Source organism: Paracoccus sp. BR5-17, from assembly GCF_055693925.1.
Genome location: NZ_JBVFUV010000003.1, coordinates 241,231 through 254,460, shown reverse-complemented (window position 1 = coordinate 254,460; position 13,230 = coordinate 241,231). Strand labels below are relative to the sequence as shown.

The 13,230-nt window shown below is 68.0% G+C and carries 15 protein-coding genes and 1 pseudogene; 7 read left to right on the top strand and 9 right to left on the bottom strand.

The window, feature by feature from the left end:
- Nucleotides 1-191 precede the first annotated feature (191 nt).
- The 6 genes and pseudogenes from ACZ1HC_RS02420 to ACZ1HC_RS02395 all read left to right on the top strand — a co-directional run bounded on the left by ACZ1HC_RS02420 (nt 192) and on the right by ACZ1HC_RS02395 (nt 3,442).
- On the top strand, nt 192-602 hold the full coding sequence (locus tag ACZ1HC_RS02420) for an HPr kinase/phosphorylase (protein ID WP_472698594.1): 411 nt from the start codon (nt 192-194) through the stop codon (nt 600-602).
- A gap of 32 nt (nt 603-634) precedes the next feature.
- Nucleotides 635-1,635, top strand: a pseudogene (rapZ, locus tag ACZ1HC_RS02415) (RNase adapter RapZ).
- Entirely contained in the window at nt 1,632-2,054 is a 423-nt protein-coding gene (locus ACZ1HC_RS02410; protein ID WP_472698593.1) for a PTS sugar transporter subunit IIA, read from the top strand. Before rapZ ends, ACZ1HC_RS02410 begins: the two are co-directional and overlap by 4 nt.
- Nucleotides 2,051-2,329 (top strand): HPr family phosphocarrier protein, encoded by a 279-nt coding sequence (locus tag ACZ1HC_RS02405; RefSeq protein ID WP_472698592.1) that lies wholly within the window; start codon nt 2,051-2,053, stop codon nt 2,327-2,329. Before ACZ1HC_RS02410 ends, ACZ1HC_RS02405 begins: the two co-directional genes overlap by 4 nt.
- Nucleotides 2,330-2,343: 14 nt before the next feature.
- Nucleotides 2,344-2,958 (top strand): TetR/AcrR family transcriptional regulator, encoded by a 615-nt coding sequence (locus ACZ1HC_RS02400; RefSeq protein ID WP_472698591.1) that lies wholly within the window; start codon nt 2,344-2,346, stop codon nt 2,956-2,958.
- Nucleotides 2,959-3,040: 82 nt separating this feature from the next.
- A complete protein-coding gene (locus ACZ1HC_RS02395; protein ID WP_472698590.1) occupies nt 3,041-3,442 on the top strand; it encodes a DUF2852 domain-containing protein in 402 nt (133 codons plus the stop codon).
- A 56-nt stretch (nt 3,443-3,498) separates the two neighbouring features.
- Here the strand turns inward: ACZ1HC_RS02395 and betC are convergent, their stop codons facing one another.
- From betC to ACZ1HC_RS02350, 9 genes are all read right to left on the bottom strand, one after another.
- On the bottom strand, nt 3,499-4,992 hold the full coding sequence (betC, locus tag ACZ1HC_RS02390) for a choline-sulfatase (protein ID WP_472700758.1): 1,494 nt from the start codon (nt 4,990-4,992) through the stop codon (nt 3,499-3,501).
- A gap of 1 nt (nt 4,993) precedes the next feature.
- A complete protein-coding gene (choX, locus tag ACZ1HC_RS02385; RefSeq protein ID WP_472698589.1) occupies nt 4,994-5,923 on the bottom strand; it encodes a choline ABC transporter substrate-binding protein in 930 nt (309 codons plus the stop codon).
- Nucleotides 5,924-5,951: 28 nt separating this feature from the next.
- Nucleotides 5,952-6,827 carry a 3-hydroxybutyryl-CoA dehydrogenase gene (locus tag ACZ1HC_RS02380; RefSeq protein ID WP_472698588.1) on the bottom strand — a complete coding sequence of 292 codons (876 nt, stop codon included), beginning with the start codon at nt 6,825-6,827 and terminating at the stop codon, nt 5,952-5,954.
- A 124-nt stretch (nt 6,828-6,951) separates the two neighbouring features.
- Nucleotides 6,952-7,878 (bottom strand): electron transfer flavoprotein subunit alpha/FixB family protein, encoded by a 927-nt coding sequence (locus ACZ1HC_RS02375; protein ID WP_472698587.1) that lies wholly within the window; start codon nt 7,876-7,878, stop codon nt 6,952-6,954.
- On the bottom strand, nt 7,878-8,636 hold the full coding sequence (locus ACZ1HC_RS02370) for an electron transfer flavoprotein subunit beta/FixA family protein (protein ID WP_472698586.1): 759 nt from the start codon (nt 8,634-8,636) through the stop codon (nt 7,878-7,880). The genes ACZ1HC_RS02375 and ACZ1HC_RS02370 overlap by 1 nt, the downstream gene beginning before the upstream one ends.
- Nucleotides 8,637-8,747: 111 nt before the next feature.
- Nucleotides 8,748-9,320 carry a cob(I)yrinic acid a,c-diamide adenosyltransferase gene (locus ACZ1HC_RS02365; RefSeq protein WP_472698585.1) on the bottom strand — a complete coding sequence of 191 codons (573 nt, stop codon included), beginning with the start codon at nt 9,318-9,320 and terminating at the stop codon, nt 8,748-8,750.
- The gene (locus tag ACZ1HC_RS02360) at nt 9,320-9,520 is read right to left on the bottom strand and encodes a twin transmembrane helix small protein (RefSeq protein ID WP_472698584.1); all 201 of its coding nucleotides are present in this window, start codon (nt 9,518-9,520) and stop codon (nt 9,320-9,322) included. The genes ACZ1HC_RS02365 and ACZ1HC_RS02360 overlap by 1 nt, the downstream gene beginning before the upstream one ends.
- 27 nt (nt 9,521-9,547) lie before the next feature.
- Nucleotides 9,548-10,369 carry an SDR family NAD(P)-dependent oxidoreductase gene (locus ACZ1HC_RS02355; protein WP_472698583.1) on the bottom strand — a complete coding sequence of 274 codons (822 nt, stop codon included), beginning with the start codon at nt 10,367-10,369 and terminating at the stop codon, nt 9,548-9,550.
- Complete coding sequence (locus ACZ1HC_RS02350) at nt 10,366-10,866, bottom strand: SH3 domain-containing protein (RefSeq protein ID WP_472698582.1); 501 nt, start codon at nt 10,864-10,866, stop codon at nt 10,366-10,368. The genes ACZ1HC_RS02355 and ACZ1HC_RS02350 overlap by 4 nt, the downstream gene beginning before the upstream one ends.
- Nucleotides 10,867-10,986: 120 nt before the next feature.
- Between ACZ1HC_RS02350 and parC the strand changes: the two genes are divergently transcribed.
- Nucleotides 10,987-13,227, top strand: coding sequence for a DNA topoisomerase IV subunit A (gene parC, locus ACZ1HC_RS02345; RefSeq protein ID WP_472698581.1), 2,241 nt, complete (start codon nt 10,987-10,989; stop codon nt 13,225-13,227).
- Nucleotides 13,228-13,230: the final 3 nt, after the last annotated feature.

Below are 13,230 nucleotides of genomic sequence, written 5' to 3'. Positions count from 1 at the left end.
TCAGGTGATGGCTTTGCGGCGTCGTGGTGACGCGCTATGAAGGCGCTATAACACGCCGGAATGGGCGAGAAAGAAGTTGGCGCGAACAGTTAGCGGAAACAGGAAATGTTATCGCCAACAAGGCGCGCCGCACCCCTGCTAACTGGTTGTTAGGGAATCCTCCGATGATCGAAGCAGGGGGGTGATTCGGAATGCAGCTTCACGCAACCACCGTCGCGCTTGACGGCCAGGGGATGATGATCCTCGGCCCCTCTGGCGCAGGAAAGACCACGCTCGCGTTGCAGTTGATGGCTGCGGGGGCGGTTCTGGTGGCGGATGACCGGACCGATCTTCACCGCGACGGGGATCACGTCGTTGCCAGCTGCCCGGCCCCGCTTGCGGGCCGGATCGAGGCGCGCGGCATCGGCATCCTGCGGGCTGCGCAGGCCGGACCCGTCCGGCTTGCCCTGGTGGTCGATCTGGGGGCGGAGGCTGGTGATCGCCTGCCACAGTCGCGAAGCTATGATCTGCTGGGGCTGGCCTTGCCCCTTGTCACAGGGCCCTATCAACCGCATCTTTACGCTGCGCTGCGGCAGCTTTTGCTGGGTGGCCGTGTCGCGTGACGAACGATCCGCATCCCCTTCCCACAGGAAAGATGGTCGCCTTGGCCGACGATCCCGATCCCGCCACCCTTGATGCCGCCCCGTCGTCCGAGGGGGCGCAGCGGCTGGTGCTGGTCACCGGGCCTTCGGGCGCGGGACGGTCCACGGCCATCAACGTGCTCGAGGATCTGGGGTTCGAGGCCATCGACAACCTGCCCCTGTCGCTGATCCCGCGGCTGCTGGACGGTCCGGCGCGTCCCCAGCCGCTGGCCCTGGGCCTGGACGTGCGGAACCGCGATTTCTCGGCCAGCAACGTGATAGAGCTGATCGACAAGCTGACCCGGGACCCGCGCTACGCCCCCCAGGTTCTGTTCCTGGACTGCGCGCCCGAGGTGCTGGAACGCCGGTTCAACGAAACCCGCCGCCGTCATCCCCTGTCGCCCGACACGGCACCCTCGGCAGGCGTGATGGCCGAGATCGACCTGCTGCAGCCGATCCGGGTCCGGGCCGACGTGCTGGTCGACACCTCGGAACTGACGCCCCACGACCTGAAGGCCGAACTGACGCGATGGTTCGACATCCGTCCCGATGGCAGGCTCAGCGTCTCGCTGCATTCCTTCAGCTACAAGCGGGGGTGCCGCGCGGCATCGACATGATGTTCGATTGCCGCTTCCTGACCAATCCGCATTGGGACGCGGCGCTGCGCCCCCTGACCGGGCGCGATGCGGCCGTGCAGCAGCACGTCGCCGATGATCCGCGATTCGCCGAGTTTCTGGATCGCGTGTGCGACATGATCCTGTTTCTGCTTCCGGCCTATCTGGACGAGGGGAAATCGCATCTTGCGGTCGGCTTCGGCTGCACCGGCGGGCAACACCGTTCCGTCACTTTGGCTGAAAAGGTGGCGGCCGTGCTTGCGAAGGCCGGCTGGCCGGTGTCAATAAGGCACCGGGAACTTGAACGTCGCATTCCGGTGCCGTCTTTCCTGGGGAACGCCGAGGGCAGTCCCAGGGAAGCGGGCCGGCTGCGCGCTGTTGAACGTGGTGGAACGCGTTGATTGGTATCGTGATCGTGGCGCATGGCGGTCTTGCCAGGGAATACCTGCTGGCCGTCGAACATGTGGTGGGTCCGCAAAGCGGCATTGCAGCCGTCGTGATCGAGGACGATCACGACCGCGCCGCCAAGACGGCGGAGATCCAGGCGGCCGCCAATGCCGTGGACACTGGCGACGGGGTGGTGGTGGTGACCGACCTGTTCGGCGGCTCGCCCTCGAACCTGTCGCTGCCGGCCTGCGCGATGCGGGACCGCACGATCCTCTATGGCGCCAACCTGCCGATGCTGGTGAAGCTTGCCAAGTCGCGGCACCTGCCGGTGCCCGACGCCGTGGCCTTCGCCAAGGAAGCGGGCCGGAAATACATCAACTCCTACAACGTCCCTCTCGAGGCGGCCCTGGACACGGGATCGCGCTTCGGATGACCGGGGTGATCACGCGCGAGTTGGAGATCATCAACGAAAAAGGCCTTCATGCCCGCGCCAGCGCCAAGTTCGTGGACCTGGTCGAACGGTTCGATGCCCAGGCGCAGGTGGAAAAGGACGGGATCACCGTGTCGGGCGATTCGATCATGGGCCTGCTGATGCTGACCGCCCCGCGCGGCAGCCGCATCACCGTGACCACCACCGGCCCCGAAGCCGCCGCCCTGGCCGACGCCCTCCAGGCGCTGGTGGCGGACTATTTCGGCGAAGGCATGTGAGGGGCCGGGGACCCTTGCCCGACCGCAAGTCCTATCATCACGGCAACCTGCGGCAGGCCCTGGTCGAAGCCACCGCCCTTCTGATCCAGGAAACCGGCCCGCTGGCCTTCACCTTGTCCGAGGCCGCGCGCCGGGCGGGCGTGTCGCCTGCCGCGCCCTATCGCCATTTCAAGGGCCGCGACGACCTGCTGGAGGAGGTGGCGCGCCAGGGCTTCGTCGATTTCGGCGAACGGCTGGAACGCGCCTTCGACGACGGCAAGCCCCGGCCGCTGACCGCCTTCATGCGGATGGGTCAGGCCTATCTGGATTTCGCCGTGGAACGCCCCGGCTACTATATGGCGATGTTCGAATCCGGCCTGTCGATCGCCGGAAATGCCGACCTGCTGGCGGCCTCGGAACAGGCGCAGCGGGTGCTGATCGGCGCTGCCGAAACGATGTCCCGGCGTCTGCCGCCCGACCGCCGTCCGCCCGCGCGCATGGTCGCCAACCACATCTGGGCGCTGAGCCACGGCGTGGTCGAACTGTTCCTGCGCGGCGCGCCCGGCGGGCGCAGCCCGGTCGGCGCCTCCGAGATGCTGGAAAGCGGCGCGATCATCTACCTGCGCGGTCTGGGACTGATCGGCGATTAATTTCGCTTCCGTCGCTTGACGCGGGCCGGCGGCGCTCCATCTATGTAAATGTGATTAACATTAACATGGGAGGTTCCCCAGAATGCAGACCGCAGCCTACCAAATGCCCGCCTATCCCTTGCCCTCCCGCGTCCAGGGACCGCTGATCCGGGCGCGCGACTGGCTGGATGCCCGTGGCCGGACAGCCTGGATCGTCGCGATGATCCTGGGCTTTGTCGCCTTCTGGCCCCTAGGCCTGGCCCTTCTGGGCTACATGATCTGGAGCAAACGCATGTTCACCGGCAAGAACCGCGCCGCGCACGTCCGCTATTACGCCCCCAGCACCGGCAACAGCGCCTTCGACGCCTATCGCGAGGAAACGCTGAAGCGGCTTGAGGACGAACACCGCGAATTCGTGGACTTCCTGCAGAAGCTGCGCGAGGCCAAGGACAAGGCCGAGTTCGACCAGTTCATGGAAAGCCGCAGCCCCAAGGCGGCCGCCTGACCGGCGCATCTGGCGGGACTTGACGCGAAGGGCCGGGATGACCGGCCCTTTTTGCGCTATTCCCCCCGCGGGAAGCGCTGGATTTCCTCCAGAACGTTCAGATCCATGTGGTTGCGCATGTAGCGTTCCGAGGCCCGTTGCAGCGGCTGGTGGTCCCAGGGGTAATAGGCGCCGTTGCGCAGCGCCTCGTAAACGATCCGGCGGCGGGCCTGCGACTGGCGCACCTCGGCATCATAGGCGTCCAGGTCCCATTGCTGCATGGCCATGACGCGCAGATGCGCCAGCGGCCCGGCATGACCGGGATCGCCCGCGACGTTCTGGCGTTCCTGCGGATCGTTCCCAAGGTCGAACAGCATCTCGGGGTCGGCGTTGCAGGCGATGTATTTCCACCGCCCGTCGCGGATCGCCACCATCGGCGCGACGCTGCCTTCGGCTGCGTATTCCATCGGCACCGGCCCGCGCGCAGCCCCGCGCGCCAGGGAATGGCCGTCGGTCCAGGGGGCGATCTCCTCCAGCGACAGCCCGGCCAGATCGCACAGCGTCGGCAGGACGTCGATGGTGCTGACCGGCTGATCGACACGCCCCGGCGTCATCCCGGGCGCCGCGATCATCAGCGGCACGCGCGCCGAGGCCTCGAAGAAGTTCATCTTGAACCACAGGCCCCTGTCGCCCAGCATCTCGCCGTGGTCGGACAGGAACAGGATGATGGCGTCCTGCCGGGTGCGCTCCAGCACGTCCAGGATCTCGCCGATCTTGTCGTCCACATAGGTGATGTTGGCGAAATATCCTTGCCGCGCGCGGCGCACGTGGTCGGGGCCGATGTCGAAGGCCCGCCAGTCGCAGGCATCCATCAGCCGCCGCGAATGGGGATCCATCTCGTCATAGGGGATCGCTGCGGGCGGTTCCAGTTCCGCGATCCCGTCATAGAGATCCCAATACCGGCGCCGCGCCACGAAGGGATCGTGCGGATGGGTGAAGCTGACCGTCAGGCACCAGGGGCGGTCGTCCTTGCCGCGCGACAGGTCGTAAAGCTTGCGGGTCGCGTGATAGGCCACCTCGTCGTCGTATTCGTACTGGTTGGTGATCTCGGCCACGCCGGCGCCGGTGACGGAACCCAGGTTGTGATACCACCAGTCGATCCGTTCGCCGGGCCTGCGATAGTCCGGCGTCCAGCCGAAATCGGCGGGATAGATGTCGGTGGTCAGCCGCTCCTCGAAGCCGTGAAGCTGGTCGGGGCCGACGAAATGCATCTTGCCCGACAGGCAGGTGTGGTATCCCGCCCGGCGCAGGTGATGGGCATAGGTCGGGATGTCCGACGCGAACTCGGCCGCGTTGTCATAGACCCGGGTGCGGCGCGGCAGCTGACCCGACATGAAGCTGGCCCGCGCCGGCGCGCAGAGCGGGCTGCCCGTATAGGTGTTGGCGAACCGCGTGGACCGCTGGGCCAAGCGGCGCAGGTTCGGCGCGTGCAGGAAGGCGGCCGGGCCGTCGGGGAACAGCACCCCCGACAGCTGGTCCACCATCAGGATCAGGATGTTCGGCTTCAAGATCTTATCCAGCCACCGCGGCTTTCGCTGCCTCGGCGCCCGGCTGGCCGTCCAGGGTCGTCACGCCGTCCAGCCACCGGTCGAGGGCCTGGGGATTTTCGGCCAGCCACTCCCGGGCGGCCTCTTTCGCGTCCATGCCGCCGTCCAGGATCTTGCCCATCAGCACGTTTTCCATCTGCACGTCGAAGACCAGCTGGCTGAACAGGCGCGCGGCGTTGGGGCAGGCCTCGACCCATTCGCTGCGCGCCAGCGTATGCACGGTCGCGCCGCCGAAGTCGGGGCCGAACTGCGCGTCCCCGCCCGACAGATAGGTGATGTCGATGGCCTCGTTCATCGGATGGGGCGCCCAGGCCAGGAACACCACGGGCGTGTCGCCGCTGCGCGTCACCTGCGCCAGCATCGCCTGTTCGCCCGATTCCACCAGTTCCCAGTCGCCCAGGCCGAAATCGTCGGCCTCGATCATCGCCTGGATGGACTGGTTCGCGGGCGCCCCCGGCTCGATCCCGTAGATCTTGCCGCCGAAGGCGTCCTTGCGCGCATCCAGGTCGGCAAAGTCGGTCACGCCCGCATCCGCGCCGGCCCGGTTGACCGCCAGGGTGAACTTGGCGCCTTCCAGGTTCTGCGCCAGTTCCTGAACGCGGCCCGAGGCGTCCAGGTCGTCGCGGAACTTCTGCTGCGCGGGCATCCAGTTGCCCAGGAAGACATCGGTCTGGCCGTTCTTCAGCGCCTCGTATCCGACCGGAACCGACAGGGTCGAGATTTCGGGCGTGTAGCCAAGCGCCTCGAGCAGGACCGCAGCGACCCCGTTCGTCGCGGTGATGTCCGTCCAGCCGGGATCGGAATAGCGCACGGTGCCGCAGGTGCCCGCGTCATCCGCGAAGGCGGGCAGGGCGGTGGCCAGCGTCAGGGCGGCCAGTGTCGTCAGGACTTTCATCTCTACCTCCTGTAGGGGGCGGTGCGCGTCACCGCGTCGGGACCGGGGCTTCTCCGCGATAGTCGTAGAATCCGCGGCCGGTCTTGCGGCCCAGCCATCCGGCCTCGACATATTTCGTCAGCAGCGGGCAGGGGCGGTACTTCGTGTCCGCAAGCCCGTCATGCAGCACGTTCATGATCGCCAGGCAGGTGTCCAGCCCGATGAAGTCGGCAAGCTCCAGCGGACCCATCGGGTGGTTGGCGCCAAGCCGCATCGACTCGTCGATCGACTTCACGTTGCCCACGCCTTCATACAACGTATAGACCGCCTCGTTGATCATCGGCATCAGGATGCGGTTGACGATGAAGGCGGGGAAATCCTCGGCGCTGGCGGCGGTCTTGCCCAGCTTCTCGACCACCTCGTGCAGCGTGTCGTAGGTGGCTTGGTCGGTGGCGATGCCGCGGATCAGTTCCACAAGCTGCATCACCGGAACCGGGTTCATGAAGTGGAAGCCCATGAACTTTTCCGGGCGGTCCGTGCGCGAGGCCAGCCGCGTGATCGAGATGGACGACGTGTTCGAGGTCAGGATCGTCGTCGGCTTCAGATGCGGAACCAGATCCTCGAAGATCGCCTGCTTGACGGTCTCGCGCTCGGTCGCGGCCTCGATCACCAGGTCGCACTGGCCCAGGTCGGCCAGCCGCAGGGTGGTCCTGATGCGGCCCATCGCCGCCTTCTTGGTCTCGGCGGTGATCTTGCCGCGGCCGACCTGACGTTCGAGGTTGCGGTCGATCAGCCCCAGCGCCTTGTCCAGGGCTTCCTGGCCGATATCCGTCAGAAGCACGTCAAAGCCGGCAAGCGCGAAGACATGGGCGATCCCGTTGCCCATCTGACCCGCCCCGATGATGCCAACCGTTTGAACCGTCATTGCCGCCTCGCTTTCCGTTGACGGGACGATAGGGCGGGGGCAGCGGTGCTGCAACGCAAAACCGCCCCCGAAGGGGGCGGTCGAGGAATGGGTGCAGGCCTTCCGGCCCTTTGCCGGCGTGGCCTTACAGCTTTTCGGTCAGTTCGGGCACCGTGGTGAACAGATCGCCTACCAGGCCGTAGTCGGCGATCTGGAAGATCGGCGCCTCTTCGTCCTTGTTGATGGCGACGATCACCTTGCTGTCCTTCATGCCGGCAAGGTGCTGGATCGCGCCCGAGATGCCCACTGCCACGTAAAGCTCGGGGGCGACGACCTTGCCGGTCTGGCCCACCTGCCAGTCGTTCGGGGCATAGCCGCTGTCCACCGCGGCGCGGCTTGCGCCGACGGCGGCGCCCAGCTTGTCGGCCAGGGCCTCGATGATGGCGAAGTTTTCCTTCGAGCCCACCCCGCGCCCGCCCGAGACGACCCGCCCGGCCGAGGTCAGTTCCGGCCGGTCCGAGGCGGCAACCTCGTCGCCGACCCAGGACGACACCGCCGGATCATCGGCCAGGGTCGCCTCGCTGACCGGGGCATTGCCGCCCGCGCCCGCCGCGTCGAAGCTGGCGGTGCGGATGGTCAGGACCTTCTTGGCGTCGCGCGAACGCACCGTCTGGATGGCGTTGCCGGCATAGACCGGACGCTCGAAGGTGTCGGCATCGATCACCTTGGACACCTCGGGGATCACCATGACGTCCAGAAGCGCCGCCACGCGGGGCATGACGTTCTTGGCATCCGTGGTGGCCGGGGCGGCGATGTGGTCATAGTCGCCGGCAAGCTGCGCGATCAGCGCCGCGGTGGGTTCGGCCAGCCGGTGCCCATAGCGCGGATCCTCGGCCACCAGCACCTTCGCCACGCCGGCGATGGTCGCGGCCTCGGCCGCCGCGTCGCGGGCCTGGGCGCCGGCGCACAGCACCGTCACCTCGCCCAGCGAGGCCACGGCGTTCACGGCCTTGGCCGTCGCGTCGCGGTTCAGCACGCCGCCCGTCACTTCGCCCAACAGAAGAACAGCCATCAGATCACCCCCGCTTCTTTCAGCTTGCCCACCAGCTCGTCCACCGAGCCGACCTTGATGCCGGCCTGCCGCCCCTCGGGCTCGCGGGTGGACACCACCTCAAGGCGCGGCGTCACGTCCACGCCGTAATCGGCCGCGGTCTTTTCCTCGAGCGGCTTCTTCTTGGCCTTCATGATGTTGGGAAGGCTGGCGTAGCGCGGCTCGTTCAGCCGCAGGTCGGCGGTGACGATCGCGGGCAGGCTGACCTGGATGGTCTGCAGGCCGCCATCGACCTCGCGCGTGACGCGCGCCGCATCGCCGTCGATCTCCAGCTTGCTGGCAAAGGTCGCCTGGCCCCAGCCCAGAAGCGCCGCCAGCATCTGGCCAGTGGCGTTCATGTCGTTGTCGATGGCCTGCTTGCCCGCGATCACCAGCCCGGGCTGTTCGGCATCGACCACGGCCTTCAGGATCTTGGCCACCGCCAGCGGCTCGATGTCCTGATGCACGTCGTCCGCGGCGACCACCAGGATCGCCCGGTCCGCGCCCATGGCGAGCGCCGTGCGCAGCGTCTCGGCCGCCTGCTTCACGCCGACCGAGACCACGATCACCTCCTCGGCCTGGCCCTTCTCCTTCAGCCGGATCGCCTCCTCGACGGCGATCTCGTCGAAGGGGTTCATCGACATCTTCACATTGGCCAGATCGACGCCAGACCCGTCCGCCTTGACGCGGGCCTTCACGTTGTAGTCAATCACCCGTTTCACGGGCACAAGGATCTTCATGGACTGCGCTCTCCCTAGGGTCTGATTGTCGGGGGCAGTGTTATCGGCGGATCGCGGCCCTGCACAATACAAAAGCGTTCCCCGACGCAGCGTTTTCGCGCGGCCCGGATCCTAGCGGCTGGCCCCCGGCACCCACAGGATGTCGTCGGCGCCGCCGTTGTTGGCGACGCGGGCAGCCACGAACAGCCAGTCCGACAGGCGGTTCAGATAGCGGATCGCGGCCCCGTTCACGTCGCCCCCCGTGGCAAGGTCCGTGGCGCGGCGTTCGGCGCGCCGCGCCACCGTGCGCGCCAGATGCAGATGCGCCGAAAGGGCCGAGCCCCCGGGCAGGATGAAGCTGCGCAACGGGTTCAGGGCCGCGTTCATCGCGTCAATCTCGGCCTCCAGCCGGGCCACCTGGGCATCAATGACGCGCAGCACCGGATAGCCCGCCTGATCGTCCGCGGCCAGACCCGGGCGGGCCAGATCCGCGCCCAGGTCGAACAGGTCGTTCTGGATGACGCCGATGCGCGCGGCCATCTCTCCTGCGGCGTGCAGGCGCGCCAGGCCCAGCGTCGCGTTCAGTTCGTCCACGCTGCCATAGGCCTCGACCCGGGGATCGTGCTTGGCGACGCGGCTGCCGTCCGACAGCGCGGTGTCGCCCTTGTCGCCGGTGCGGGTATAGATGCGGTTCAGCACGACCATCAGCGGCCCCCCAGCCAGACGAACAGCATGATCAGCGCCACCGCCACCGCCTGCGCGATCAGGCGCCACCGCATCATCCGGTTGCCGTTCCTGCGGTTGAAGTCGCCGCCCCTGGCAAAGCCGCCGATGCCGGTCGCCAGGATCGCCAGCACCGCCAGCATGGCCAGCACGATCACGTAGAAGAGGGGGTCGTCCGTCATGTCCACCGCCTTTCGCTGGCCGGGACCCTAACCCTGGCGGGCGAACCAGTCCAGTGCGCGCGTGGGCAGCAGCCGCCGCGCCGTCCCCGACATCCAGGTGGGCGTGGTGACGTAATAGCGCGGCCGGGGCCGGCCGGACGTCAGCGCATGAACGACCCGGTCGCTGACCGCCGAGGGCGGCAGCTCGAACCGGTCCTTGCCGGCGGCGGGTTCGTACAGCCGCTTCAGCAGGCTGTCGCGGTATTCGTCGGCCCGGGCGCTGCTGCGCCAGTCCACCCAGCGTTCGAAATGCGGGATCGCGTTGACGCGAATGCGGCTGGCGATGGGGCCCGGCTCGATCAGGATGACGCGGACGGGGGTGCCCGCCATCTCCAGGCGCAGCACGTCGGTCAGCCCCTCCAACGCGAACTTGGTGGCGACATAGGGGCCGCGCCAGCGGATGCCGATCAGCCCCAGCACCGAACTGATGTTCACGATCCGGCCGCCGCGCTGGCGGAAATGCGGGATCAGCCGCACGGTCAGGTCATGGGTGCCGAACAGGTTCGTCTCGAAGATGGCGCGCAGGGCGCCGCGGGGCATGTCCTCGACCGCGCCGGGCAGGGCGAAGGCGGCGTTGTTCACAAGCGCGTCCAGCGGCCCGTCCGACAGCACCCGGTCCGCCAGGGCCGCGACGCTATCTTCGTCAGACAGCTCCAGATGGTGACATTCCATGCCTTCGGCCCGCCGGGCGGCGATGTCCTCGTCGCGGCGGCAGGTGGCGACGACCCGCCAGCCTTCGGCCTGCATCCGCCGCGCCGCGTCCAGCCCGATGCCGGACGAGCAGCCGGTAATCAGGACGCGCCGGGTCATGGCGCCCCCGGCGACAGGAACCGGCCCGCGACATAGCCCAGGCGGCCGTCGGCATCGCGGATGTTCACCCATTCGCCGCCGGTCGGCCCCAGCGGTTGCACCGCCGTCCCCCGCGCCAGGGAGGTCACCACCCGGTCCCCCGTCGATGGCCCGGCCCGCATGTTCACGCGGTCCGCGGTGACATACAGCACCGGGCCGTCGGGAAGGGAGGCCGCCGCAGGCCTTTGTCCCGCATGTTCGGGCGAAGGCCGCAGCGCCGGTCCGGGAAAGCGCTGCACCTGCCGGGGGGTCTGGCTCTGGGCCTCGACCAGGGCGGGGATGATCTGCGGCTGCGGGACGGCTGCCGCAGGATCGGCCGCGGGCTCGGCGGCGGGGGCCGCGGCCTGCTGCCGCAGGGCGGCGCGGCGCTCTGCCCTCGGGTCGCCCTCGCCCCAGACCGACAGGACCAGGAACAGCCCGGCCAGGGTCGCCAGAATCAGCGCGCCAAGTCTGATCATCAGCCCCCCTGCGTCCTTGCGGATCTTGTCGTCCCATGTTGCAGCGCAACGCCAGCGGCGCAACCGCCGTTCCGCGATTCCCGCTGGACCGCCGGCCCGCCGCGCCCTATCTGGTGGCCCATGTCCAGCCTGCCCATCGACCCCGACGACAACACCCTGACCGAGCCGCTGAGCCGCGCGATCGGCGAACGCTATCTGACCTATGCCCTGTCTACGATCATGCACCGGGCGCTGCCCGATGCGCGCGACGGGCTGAAGCCGGTCCACCGCCGCATCCTTTACGCGATGCGCGAACTGCGCCTGGCGCCGAACGGGCCGTTCCGCAAGTCGGCCAAGATCACCGGCGACGTGATGGGCAACTATCACCCCCACGGGGACGCCGCGATCTATGACGCGATGGCGCGGCTGGCCCAGGATTTCGCCATGCGCTATCCGCTGGTGGACGGGCAGGGCAACTTCGGCAACATCGACGGCGACAACCCCGCCGCCGCCCGCTATACCGAGGCGCGGCTGGCCCAGGCGGCCGAAAGCCTGATGGACGGGCTGGCCGAAAACGCCGTCGACTTCCGCCCCAACTATGACGGCACGCTTCAGGAACCCGTGGTGCTGCCCGCGGCCTTTCCGAACCTGCTGGCCAACGGCGCCTCGGGCATCGCGGTGGGCATGGCCACGAACATCCCGCCCCACAACCTGCACGAGGTGATCGACGCCTGCCTGCACCTCATCAAGACGCCGGGTGCGGGCGACGACACGCTGGCGGGCATCCTGCAGGGGCCGGACTTCCCCACCGGCGGCGTCATCGTGGAAAACCGCGACACCATCGCCGAGATCTATCGCACCGGCCGCGGCGCCTTCCGCCTGCGTGCCCGCTGGGCGGTCGAGGATCTGGGCCGCGGCCAGTGGCAGGTCGTCGTGACCGAGATCCCCTACCAGGTCCAGAAGTCCCGGCTGATCGAGCGTCTGGCCGAACTGATCCAGACCCGCAAGATCCCGATCCTGGCCGATGTCCGCGACGAATCCGCCGAGGACATCCGCATCGTGCTGGAGCCCAGGGCCCGCACCGTGGATCCCGAACAGCTGATGGGCGCGCTGTTCCGCGTCAGCGATCTGGAGATCCGCTTCAACATGAACATGAACGTGCTGATCGACGGCCGCGTGCCCAAGGTCTGCTCGCTCAAGGAGGTGCTGCGCGCCTTCCTGGACCACCGCCGCGAGGTGCTGGTCCGCCGTGCCACCCACCGGCTGGACAGGATCGCCGCCCGGCTCGAGGTGCTGGAAGGCTATCTGATCGCCTACCTGAACCTGGACCGCGTGATCGAGATCATCCGCAACGAGGACGACCCCAAGGCGGTCATGGTGGCCGAGTTCGCCCTGACCGAGGTGCAGGTCGAGGCGATCCTGAACATGCGCCTGCGCGCCCTGCGCAAGCTCGAGGAAATCGAACTGCGCTCGGAACGCGACGCCCTGCAGCAGGAACGGCAGGGCCTCGAGGCGATGCTGGCCGACGAGGGCGTGCAATGGGCGCGCATCGCGGCCGAGCTGAAGGAGGTGCGCAACCTGTTCGGCAAGTCCAAGCCGCTGGGGCAACGCCGCACCCGGATCGCCGAGGCTCAGGACATCGCGCCGCTGGACATGGATGCCATGATCGAGCGCGAGCCGCTGACGGTGATCCTGTCACGGATGGGCTGGATCCGCACGCTGAAGGGCCACCAGCCCCTGGATGCCGAGGTCAAGTTCAAGGATGGCGACGGCCCGGGCCTGGCGGTCCATGCCGAAACGACCGACAAGGTGATGGTCTTCGCCTCGAACGGGCGGTTCTACACGCTGCCGGCCAACAGCCTGCCCGGCGGCCGCGGCATGGGCGAGCCGCTGCGCCTGATGATCGACCTGCCCAACGAGGCCGAGGTGATCGCCATGTTCCCCTGGCGGCCGGACGAACGCTATCTGGTGGCCTCGAAGGCCGGGGACGGCTTCATCGTGGCCGCCGCCGACATCCTGGCCCAGACCCGGACCGGCAAGCAGGTGCTGAACGGCGAGGCACGGCTGTGCCGGCCCGTCCGCGGGGACCATGTCGCGGTGGTGGGCACCAACCGCAAGATGCTGGTCTTTCCGCTGGCCGACCTGCCCGAGATGTCGCGCGGCAAGGGCGTCAAGCTGCAGAAATACGGCAGCGGCGGCGGGCTGGTGGCGGGGGACACGCTGTCGGATGCCACCTTCATCACCCTGTCCGAAGGTCTGCGGTGGCAGGAAAGCGGCGGCCGGACCCGCACCGAAAGCGATCTGAGCGAATGGCTGGGCAAGCGGTCCGGCGCCGGCCGCATGGCGCCGCGCGGCTTTCCCCGCAACAACCGCTTCACCTGACGC

Excerpts from the sequence above, each read along its gene's own strand:
- ACZ1HC_RS02405 (WP_472698592.1), top strand. The coding sequence starts at position 2,051 with ATGACCGGGGTGATCACGCGCGAGTTGGAGATCATCAACGAAAAAGGC.
- ACZ1HC_RS02350 (WP_472698582.1), bottom strand. The coding sequence starts at position 10,866 with ATGATCAGACTTGGCGCGCTGATTCTGGCGACCCTGGCCGGGCTGTTC.
- ACZ1HC_RS02420 (WP_472698594.1), top strand. The coding sequence starts at position 192 with ATGCAGCTTCACGCAACCACCGTCGCGCTTGACGGCCAGGGGATGATG.
- choX (WP_472698589.1), bottom strand. The coding sequence starts at position 5,923 with ATGAAAGTCCTGACGACACTGGCCGCCCTGACGCTGGCCACCGCCCTG.
- ACZ1HC_RS02355 (WP_472698583.1), bottom strand. The coding sequence starts at position 10,369 with ATGACCCGGCGCGTCCTGATTACCGGCTGCTCGTCCGGCATCGGGCTG.
- parC (WP_472698581.1), top strand. The coding sequence starts at position 10,987 with ATGTCCAGCCTGCCCATCGACCCCGACGACAACACCCTGACCGAGCCG.
- ACZ1HC_RS02365 (WP_472698585.1), bottom strand. The coding sequence starts at position 9,320 with ATGGTCGTGCTGAACCGCATCTATACCCGCACCGGCGACAAGGGCGAC.
- ACZ1HC_RS02370 (WP_472698586.1), bottom strand. The coding sequence starts at position 8,636 with ATGAAGATCCTTGTGCCCGTGAAACGGGTGATTGACTACAACGTGAAG.
- ACZ1HC_RS02375 (WP_472698587.1), bottom strand. The coding sequence starts at position 7,878 with ATGGCTGTTCTTCTGTTGGGCGAAGTGACGGGCGGCGTGCTGAACCGC.
- ACZ1HC_RS02360 (WP_472698584.1), bottom strand. The coding sequence starts at position 9,520 with ATGACGGACGACCCCCTCTTCTACGTGATCGTGCTGGCCATGCTGGCG.
- ACZ1HC_RS02380 (WP_472698588.1), bottom strand. The coding sequence starts at position 6,827 with ATGACGGTTCAAACGGTTGGCATCATCGGGGCGGGTCAGATGGGCAAC.
- ACZ1HC_RS02395 (WP_472698590.1), top strand. The coding sequence starts at position 3,041 with ATGCAGACCGCAGCCTACCAAATGCCCGCCTATCCCTTGCCCTCCCGC.